Consider the following 9184-nt stretch of genomic DNA (forward strand, 5'->3'; position numbering starts at 1 on the left):
TCCCCCGCGACGCTCTCACTCGAAAGACACGCACGAGGACTCCCTGGCTATTATAGTGGGTCTGCAGGCATTAGGGAAAGTGCCCGTTCGCCGACCGGGGAGCGGGTTGCGAGCGTCCCCATGACCGAGCTGGGACCCTCGGCGCTCACGTAGCCGTCGGGGACCGGAGCCTCGCTCTCGTAGTTCGGGAACAGCCTAACCGTTCAGAATAGTGGCTCGACGATGTCAGCAACTTAGGGTTTTTAAGTCCCCGGGTTAGCTGCGAGGCAAAGCGCTGTTCTGCTCGGTCCAGCCCTCCGTGACGGAACAAACGAAGGGAGCCGGCCCGCGATCCGTGAGCGCGATGCCGGCTCCCAACCGATCCGAATCCTATTCGCGGATCTGTATCTGTATCGTGGCCATCTGACCGCCGATAGACCGTCGGACCACGAGCGAGTAGTTGCCCTGCGCCTTCTCCACTAGCGAACGCAGTTCGTCCGGCGTGCGTAGCTTCTTCCCATTGAACTGCTCAATCACGTCGCCAGGGCGAAGACCGACGCGGTCTGCTGGAGTTCCAGGCTGAACTTCCACGACTACCACACCACTCAAGCCCTGAGGAAGCTTGTACTCCTTGCGGGCATCTTCGGTGATCTCGGCGACTGCTGCGCCAAGGCGCCCTCTGACCGGAAGGTCCAGCTTTGGAGCCTCATCGCCCTCGGCCAGATCTCGCTCCAGGTGCTGTCCCAGGTCGGGATCCATCGGCGGGGACCCAACCATGACGTTCATCGTCAAGGTCTTGCCGCCACGAACTACCTTCAGCGTGGCTTGCTCCCCCGGTGGCACGTGCAGCATTTTCATACGCAGGTCTACCGCGCGGTTGATCTTCGTGCCGTTGATTTCGATCACCACGTCATCCGCTTTGATGCCCGCCTTGTCCGCCGGGTCACCTTTCTGAACACTCTTCACCAGGGCACCGGAGTTGATCCCTAGCCGGTCACGATCTTCAGCGGAGAGATCGGCAGGCTCCACGCCCAAGTAGCCGCGAGCCACCCTACCCTTGTTTATGAGTTGGTTTGCGATATCCTGAGCGATGTTGATCGGGATCGCGAAACCAACCCCCACGTTGCCACCCATGTCCGAAGCGATGGCGGTGTTGATGCCGATCACCTCGCCGTGGATATTGATCAGCGGGCCGCCGGAGTTCCCGGGATTGATCGCGGCATCGGTCTGGATCAGCGTCGGGTAGTAGCGTCCCGGCGGCAGATTCCGCGGGTCCTGCCCCCTAGGCATCAGCAGACGGGGTGTGGAGTCCGGTACGTACTGTGCTCGGCTGATTGCGCTGATGTGCCCGATCGTAACCGTGTTCTCGAGCCCGAACGGGCTGCCGATGGCGATCGCGAACTGACCCGGCTTGACCTCGTCCGAGTTCGCCAGCTGTAGCGTGGGCAGGTTGTTTGCATCCACCTTGACCACTGCCACGTCGCCCAAGTAGTCACGGCGCACGGTGCCCTCCAGGCGTCGTCCGTCCGCAAACTCGACTGTCACCTTGTCGGCGCCACGGACCACGTGATCGTTGGTCAGGATCCACCCATCGCTACGGATGACCACGCCGGAGCCTTGCCCCTGCAATGACGGCACCGACCCGAAGATGCTGATACCCGACGCGGCCATGTCCTTCTTCGCCTGAATGCTCACAACCGCAGGCGATGTCTGCTCCACGATCTTCGTGAACGCACTCTCGATGGTCGCGAGCGTGGCCTCTTCGGCATTGGTCAGCGATGATGCCGTCACGATCCCAGCCTGAGCGGGAACGGCTCGATAGCTGATGATCGCGACGGTAGCGGTAGCCCCGATCAGCATCCCGATCGAGATGTACATGCCGGCGGGTGTCTGAAACAACCGGCTCAACCAGCCCTTCATGGTACTTGGTTACCTCCCGTATCCTTCCTGACTTCTATCTACTCAGTGATACTGTACGAATCCGCTTCTGCACAGCGCTCCAATCCGCGCGACTTCGGTCAACGATCTCTTGCCGGGTCAGTCCGGCAAGCCACCACTGCTTTAGACTGCCGAGCTGAGCGCGCGACTCGGCCCTCACTACCAGCAGGAAAGCTGCATCGTTCAGGTCCATTCCTGCGTCCAGCAGACGATGCACTTCGGCCTCCGGTGCTCGTAACTGCTTCGCCAGCTCGGCGGCCCAGCGGTGTTGGCGCGCCTTGTCTGCCCTCTCAAAGCCGGCTACGAGCCGACTCATTCCGCTCTCTCCCAAGTCCCCGACTATCGTGTATTTGGACCCATGGCGCGAGAACACGGCGGCCCGATCGGCTCCGGCAAAGGCGTTCGTGGTCGGAACCAGCACAGAACTCTTGACCTGGTACACCGATGCCTGGGCCAGACCGTCGGAGTAGCGAAGCACCGCAGTCTTGCCGCTTGGCGTCTCCATGGATTCGGCATAGAGGAAGCTGAGGCCCACGGGAAGTTCCTGTGGGGTGAGAATGTCGAACCCCACGTCCCGGGACAGCGCCGACAATGAAGTGAAGAACTTGGGCGCCGGCCGCTGCGTCACGTCCACGCCACAGCCGAATCGAGCGGCGAAGGTCTCCGGGCGCAGTTTGACGTCGAATCGGGGGAACATGAGCTCCCGATCGTAAAGAAGCTCGCCGTCCTCCCCAGTAATGCGCATCCTGAGAATGATATTTCGCTCGGCATCGAGCCAGTACGTCCTGTTTAGCGCCCCTTCTGCGAGGGGTTTGGCTGTGATAACCGTTGCCCTTCGCCCCCCCACCGTACTTTGCCCGCTCACCGCGAGTCGGTAGTTGCTCTTGATCAAAGCGGGCCTTCGCCGTTCGACGACCTGCTGTGCAGCAGAACGTGCGGAAGGTTGTACTTCGCACCGATTCGTGCTGGGGTCGAACCGCGTCTGCCGATTGGCATCCTCGACCAGGACCATACCCTTGTGCCGGAGCGGAGCGAGCACCTCGTAGCGAGCGGAACCCTTGCCGTCTTGCTCCACCAGCACGCGGTACTCCACCAGCGTGCCGTGTTGGAGCACGCGCACACGCTGCATGGCGGAGAGGGGCGTCTTCACGTGCGCGGTGAGGGCCGAGGCCAGTAGTTCCGCGGGAGAGGTTGCATGTGCGAGACTGAACACCCCAAGCCAAAGCATAGGGATACGGCCGAGGTTCATGCTGCCCCCAAGAGCGTCCTACCGCTCGAATATGACGGGAATCGAATGCTTCTCGGGCACCACGACATCGGGCATGTCCGGCCGTCGGTCATAGTGGTCTTCGAGCAACTTACGGGTTTCGCTATCGAGTTGAGGCGCCGGGTAGCGGCTACCGCCCTGCATCGCGGCATCATAGCTGCCGGGCCCTTTGGTGAAGAGGTCGCGCTGCTCCGGCACCACCCAGATGATGACGGCGGCAGCTAGACCACACAGGCCGAATGACCATGCGAGCCAGTTCGCGCGCGCCTCTTTGCGCAACCGCTCCCACCAGTGTGCCGATTGCGTCCCGAGCACGGCGTTCAGCAGGCGTCCCTCGAAGCCTTCGCAAGTGGGCACACACTGTAGAGAGCTGAGCAGGCGCTTCGTGGATAGGATGTTCTGCCGTTCTCGCTCGCACGCCTCGCATCTCGCAAGGTGCCTACGAACCAGCATCATCTCGAAGCCGGTCAGCTCCTCGTCCACATAGCAGGAGAGCCGACTTTCCACATACCTGCAATTCATGAATCACACCTCGAGTTCATCGCAGCCTCAAAACCCTTCTGCTTGCTCAAGAAGCTTCGCAGCAGTTTCCTGCCCCGGTGGATGCGCGAGCGCACCGTGCCCACGGAGCAGTTCATTACATCGGATATCTCGTCGTAGGAGAGACCTTCCACGTCGGCCAGCAGCACCGCCCAGCGGAACGGGTCCGGCAGAGAGGCCAGTCCCCTCTGCAGGGTCTCGTCCAGGACGTCGGATAGAAGGATCTCCTCCGGATTCGGTCCTTCGTCCGGCAGCTCCCAAGCAAGGGACGATCCGCCGTCGTCGCCTTTCACTGGTTCATCGAGTGACACGGTCCGCATACGCGAGCGACGGCGTAACACGTCGATGTGGGCGTTGGTCATGATGCGATAGAGCCAACTGGTGAAAGGAAGGCGTGTGTCGTAGCGGTCGAAGAAGCGGTAGGCTCGGACGAAAGCCTCTTGGACCAAGTCCTCAGCGTCGGCCTCGTTACCGGTCATGCGATACGCGAGGTTGTATGCTTGCCGATGATGCTTTCGCAGGAGGTCCTCGAAGAGTGCTTGATCAAGAGCCTTTATGGCGGCAGCCTCACGAGCAACGGTCATCGTTGTGACATCCCTCTATTCCGTGGTCTACGCAATCCTCCTGCTCAGAGTTCCCCCGAGCCCACGTTCAGGCAGTTCGGCGGGCATGACCAAGCGGGTTGAGCGAGAGGCGGCGAGCCGACGAAGTTCGGGATAAGTTTGTGCGAACTTGGTGCACCTGTGGCCCCTGGTATTGACTTGACCCATATCCTAGATGTATGCTAGGTACGTTGTAAGCAAAGGTCCATCTGCCCTGACGGGCACGCTCCGGCAAAATGCGTTGATTGCCGTACTCAAATTCCAATAAAGTTCGACGTTCATACCTGCGCGGTTATGAGGAACATCACATAATGGCTCGTCGAAGAAAGCGAACCCCTGGAGCCTGGCGCGTCGAGCGTCAGTTGATACGTTACGTCCACGAGTTCCCCGACATCACCCGTCAAGAACTCGCGCAACGACTGGGTCAAAGCCCCGCAGCGATCTCGCTCGTGATTCGAAGGCTCATCAACTCAGGCTGGCTTCGCGAGTCCGGTCGCGCAGTGTCCCTCGGGGGCCGCAGGCCCGTACAGCTTCGCCTATCGGCGCAGAAGGCGCTGATCGTGGGTCAGGCGGTCACCAACGACGGGATTCGTACGGTCGTGGTGAACCCGGACGGCGAGATGTTGGCGCAGCACCATACGTCCGAGCTTCCACCGGGTAACGGCCTCGCAGACGAGATGAAGGCAGGGATTGATGCCGCTGTCGAGATGGCTGGGATCAGCAAGGAACAGATCATCGGGGCGGGCGTCGCGCTGTCCGGCATCGTGTACAGCGACTCGGGGATCGCCCGCAACTACCCGAACTCCGATAACGTTCCGGAGAGGAACTTCCTGGACCTTCTGGAGAAGATGTTCGACGACAAGGTCATAGCGATTGACCATGTGACTCGCGCCAGGCTCATCTGGGACGTGTATCAGAACCCCGCGCTGAGGGAGCAGACCTGCCTCCTGTTAGAGCTCGGCAGCGAGTTGGGTGGCGCGCTCTCTGTCTTCGGCACTCTCTACCGCGGGTCGGACGGCGCGCCGCTGGACGTTCGGAACCTGTTGGTGAGCCCCAACGGACGTGGAGGGGCGAAGACGGCACGCCTGGAGGAGATCGTGGCGTTGGAGCGGCTCACGGCAAACACCCGACGGGCACTGGAGCACTGCGGGCCGTGCTTGCTGCTAGACATGCTCGGTGGCGACCTCGATGCGTTGACCCCCGGACTAATCGCCAGGGCGGCTCAGGCGGGCGACACCCTTGCCTTCCGTATCGTGAGCGACGTCAGCGAGGCGGTCGGGGACGCCATCAGCACCATCGGCGGACTGCTGCGCCCACGAACCGTGTTGGTGGCCGGGCAGCTCGTGACCTCCGGGCTTCTAAACCTCGACGTGGTCCGCCGCACGGTTCGCCTTGGCGTAGACCCGGACGTGTACGACAACATGCGCCTCACGGTGTCCGAATCGGAGGAGTGGGGCGCGGCGAACGGCGTCGCACACCTCGTTCTCCGCAAGTGGCTGGACGGCCTGGCCCCCGCAAAAGACGGTCTTCTGACCGAGGCGTAGCCCGGCCAAGCAAGCCGTGGCAGGCTGGGCCTGCTGTCAGACCCCGACAGCGTTGGACCTTTTGAGACGCCTTTGCCTCAGCGCTTGTCCGAACTCGGCAACCAGCCGTGCCACCGATAGCCGAGCAGTATCAGCCATCCGGTCGCGGCTCCTAACAGAAACGGGCATAGAGCGCTGTACACTCGGGTGACTCCATTTACCTCGCTCAACTCGATGTGACCCATTACGGTGTACATGAGGAGCCAGTAGAACGCGCCTAACAGGAGAGCCGACAGGGCAACCGCCCAGACCGCCGCGCGCCGCAGCAGGTGGCATACGGGGCCGAGCAGCACGAGCGCCGCCACTCCGACCGTCAGCACGCTCAGGATGTCCATGCGGGACCAGGTTCGCGTGAGCACGCCCAGCGCCAACAAGGGGACCGCAGCCAGGATGCCGGCCCCGAACCAGATCCCCATTGCGAGTGAGGCGTTCTGCAACCGCTGTTGCCACACGGCGCTGGAGGCATCCTTCATTCCCTTCCACCTCGTAGGAAGACTTCACCTATGTTGAACCCGCAGCGCTCCCGAGCAATGCCCGGCCCTGCCTCCACCGTTCCGTCCGTGCGGACACGGAGCACTCGTCCAACATAAACCGGGACCGGATACGGGTCGATCCAGGGCGGAAACTCGAAACACTTTCCTCCATGCCAAAGACACGCCACAACCCCGATTCGCGGGTGACTGCGCAGGAAACGCATCCAAGTCAGCTCCGCGTTGAGCGGGCGACACTGCCGGGCGTAGACATAGCTGACTTGGTAGGGGACCAAGATCTCGTTCTTGACCGACGGCAGTGACTGGATGACGAGTGGGTAAAGAGGCAGCCCCCTCGGTCGGGGATCGGCCAGGCACAGGAAAACCTCGTCGCACCGAAGATAGGGGCGAATCTCCGAGAGGTACAGAGGAGCATGGACCCACCCGCTACCGCGGTCATCGCAGTAGAGCGATAGCGCCACCCACTGGTTACGCAGGTTGGTGGTGCAGGGAATCTCTTGCGCCCTTCGTTTCGCCGCAGTCACCACTGGCAGAATGATTCCTGCGAGAGCGGCCACGATGGCCAACACTACGAGCAACTCGACCAAAGTGAATGCTACGGCGGCTCCCGGCGGCGCTTCTCTAGCTTGCTTCCTCATTGCAGTGTCCTCCGTCACATCGATACGCCATGCCAAGGGAGCCGCGCCGCCTGCGACATCGACTCACACATCGTCGGCTCCCCCGGCACAGCGATCACGATCGGGTCTCTGTCTGCGTGGATCAGCAACGTCATCGCGCTCGTCGCCGACCCGCACGCGGAGCACTGTTCTCCCAGTTTCGTCACAGCCCCCGTAGCAGCAACAAGCAAGAAAGAGGCGCAACGGCGCGGACCAGCGGTGCCAATAGTAGCCCGGCAGCCATGCCCAGTACGGCAACGGACAACTGGCCCGACGGAAAGGTGTGCTCTCGTCAGACGCCAAGCCCGGTCAGGGCGCGGCGGACCGAAGCGGGACCGACCCACTCCTTGCACGCGCCCTTGTGGCTGCACGCGAGCAACAGGGGTAGCGCAATCCCTTCGCGGCCAGCGACAGAGGAACCACCCGCTGCGCGAAGCCGGCGGACCTCCGCACGATCGTCCGGCTTGGACCAGTCTAGGACCTCAACGGACTGGGTCCCAGCGATGCGGGCCTGCAAAGGGCGACACTCTGGACATGTCGGGTGGGTGACGAAGACCAATCGCACGCGCACCTGGTCGGTGATCGCGGTGCTCATCGCCGAAGGCCGCGCCCCCGATCGCCACAACCACCACCGCGACGACTACGAGGACGGGCGCCCACGCGAATCGCCGGGTCAGTGCCTCTCTAGCGAGAGGCATGCCACCTTGGTGGTCCCGGTCATCGAAGTTTGACACTACCGGTCCTGGGTGCCAATCCATCTCGGGCTCCAATACTAGTATGCCACAGTTGTCTGCGACATCCAGCACCTCGTACTGGTCTGTTTTCGGGGGTCGCCCATACGGCCCCTGCTGGGCTTCTCCCGGAGTTCATTGGTGACTGCGGATGTCCGGCTGGCTAGCCCAACTTCCGCAGTGGGAGGGGCCAAGCGGGTTCTCGCCCCTTTGGCCTCACCAAGCGCGCTCCAGCCCGACCCTCGTGCGCTCGCCCGGAGCGCGCCGGGCGACGGGCCATCAAAGCACCGATGCCGACCCGTGGCGAAGAGTTAGTCTCCCAGGCCAGCCACGACGGACGTCAGCAACGCGTCGAGCTGATACCGGGCGCTCGCGTTCCCGAGAACGCGGTTCCGAGCCTCCAGAGCCTGCTCTGCACACGCACACCAGTGACCGGCTGGGGCACGCTCCGAGAGCCGCCGCAGCGCATCCTGCGCCATCGGCACCGCCAGGCTCAGAGGGTCCGCCCTGAGCCGCAGCGCCGCCGCGTCTCGAAAGCACTGCGCCAGATGGGCCAGCGACTCGGCAAGAGCCGCGCGAGCACTCAGCTCTTCCCCCGATCCTTGCGATGACGCCGCCTCCTGCAGCCGCTCGGCAATAGACAGGGCCTCCGCCCGTGTAGCCTTCGCAAGGTCCCCGACGAACTCGGCCATGCGGCGGGCCCTATCCCTTGCGTCCGGGTCTTCTAACAGCGCGATCGCTCGGCCAGGGGACCCGGCAGCAAGGAACGCCACGTCCTTCGCCACCTCTTCGGTCGCCCCAAACAGGCGGGCCAACCCCTCCTGAAGCTCCTGGTGCGACACCTGGCCGAAGGCTACCAACGTGCAGCGCGACAGGATCGTGGGTGGCACCGCATCCGATGCACTGGCCGTGAGAACGAGGCGCATCCACTCCGGCGGCTCCTCCAGGGTCTTGAGCAGGGCATTCGCCGCCCCCCATGTCATGCGCTCGGCCTGCTGAATGAGCACGGCGACAAGGTCTCCGATGGCAGGTCCGACCGTCACGCGCGGCAGCACTAGCCGGCGCACCGCCTTGATCTGGATGGCCTCTCCCTTGTCGTCCGGGTCCACCCGCTGCCCTGGGTAGATGCGCACGAAGTCAGGATGCGAGCCCGAGCCCAATCGCTTACACGAGGAGCACTCCCCACATCCGGTGCGACCCTCGCAGAGCAGAGCGCGGCAGTACGCGCTCGCGACAGCGGTCTTGCCGACGCCGCTGGGCCCGACGAACAGGAAGGCGTGTGGCTCGCGGCCGCTTTGGAGTGCACGAGCAAGCAGGCGCTTGGCATCGGCGTGGCCGATGATGGTCTCGAATGCGGCTAGATCCTCTCGAATCGTTCCACGTCCACGATGAAGATG

The 9184-nt window shown here is 63.0% G+C and carries 9 protein-coding genes; 2 read left to right on the forward strand and 7 right to left on the reverse strand.

Annotated elements, in window-relative coordinates; genetic code table 11:
* Window positions 1-369: 369 nt before the first annotated feature.
* From HRF45_12685 to HRF45_12700, 4 genes are read right to left on the reverse strand one after another with little or no spacing between them, the layout of a single operon-like run.
* Window positions 370-1899, reverse strand: a complete 1530-nt coding sequence (locus HRF45_12685; GenBank protein ID MEP0767379.1) for a trypsin-like peptidase domain-containing protein — start codon at window positions 1897-1899, stop codon at window positions 370-372.
* Between the two features lie 34 nt (window positions 1900-1933).
* Window positions 1934-3166: a hypothetical protein gene (locus HRF45_12690; protein MEP0767380.1), complete on the reverse strand. Its 1233-nt coding sequence runs from the start codon at window positions 3164-3166 to the stop codon at window positions 1934-1936.
* A gap of 18 nt (window positions 3167-3184) precedes the next feature.
* Window positions 3185-3706, reverse strand: a complete 522-nt coding sequence (locus HRF45_12695; GenBank protein MEP0767381.1) for a zf-HC2 domain-containing protein — start codon at window positions 3704-3706, stop codon at window positions 3185-3187.
* Complete coding sequence (locus tag HRF45_12700; GenBank protein ID MEP0767382.1) at window positions 3703-4308, reverse strand: sigma-70 family RNA polymerase sigma factor; 606 nt, start codon at window positions 4306-4308, stop codon at window positions 3703-3705. Before HRF45_12700 ends, HRF45_12695 begins: the two co-directional genes overlap by 4 nt.
* 329 nt (window positions 4309-4637) lie before the next feature.
* On the opposite strand from HRF45_12700, the gene HRF45_12705 reads away from it, so the two are divergent.
* Complete coding sequence (locus HRF45_12705; GenBank protein MEP0767383.1) at window positions 4638-5870, forward strand: ROK family transcriptional regulator; 1233 nt, start codon at window positions 4638-4640, stop codon at window positions 5868-5870.
* Window positions 5871-5947: 77 nt separating this feature from the next.
* On the opposite strand, the gene HRF45_12710 is transcribed toward HRF45_12705, so the two are convergent.
* The gene (locus tag HRF45_12710) at window positions 5948-6382 is read right to left on the reverse strand and encodes a hypothetical protein (GenBank protein MEP0767384.1); all 435 of its coding nucleotides are present in this window, start codon (window positions 6380-6382) and stop codon (window positions 5948-5950) included.
* The gene (locus HRF45_12715; protein ID MEP0767385.1) at window positions 6379-7038 is read right to left on the reverse strand and encodes a type II secretion system protein; all 660 of its coding nucleotides are present in this window, start codon (window positions 7036-7038) and stop codon (window positions 6379-6381) included. Before HRF45_12715 ends, HRF45_12710 begins: the two co-directional genes overlap by 4 nt.
* A gap of 563 nt (window positions 7039-7601) precedes the next feature.
* Between HRF45_12715 and HRF45_12720 the strand changes: the two genes are divergently transcribed.
* Window positions 7602-7787 carry a hypothetical protein gene (locus HRF45_12720; protein ID MEP0767386.1) on the forward strand — a complete coding sequence of 62 codons (186 nt, stop codon included), beginning with the start codon at window positions 7602-7604 and terminating at the stop codon, window positions 7785-7787.
* Between the two features lie 311 nt (window positions 7788-8098).
* Here the strand turns inward: HRF45_12720 and HRF45_12725 are convergent.
* Window positions 8099-9184 (reverse strand): hypothetical protein (locus tag HRF45_12725; protein MEP0767387.1); only part of this gene is annotated, 1086 nt, incomplete at its 5' end.

Source organism: Fimbriimonadia bacterium, from assembly GCA_039961735.1.
Classification (GTDB): domain Bacteria; phylum Armatimonadota; class Fimbriimonadia; order Fimbriimonadales; family JABRVX01; genus JABRVX01.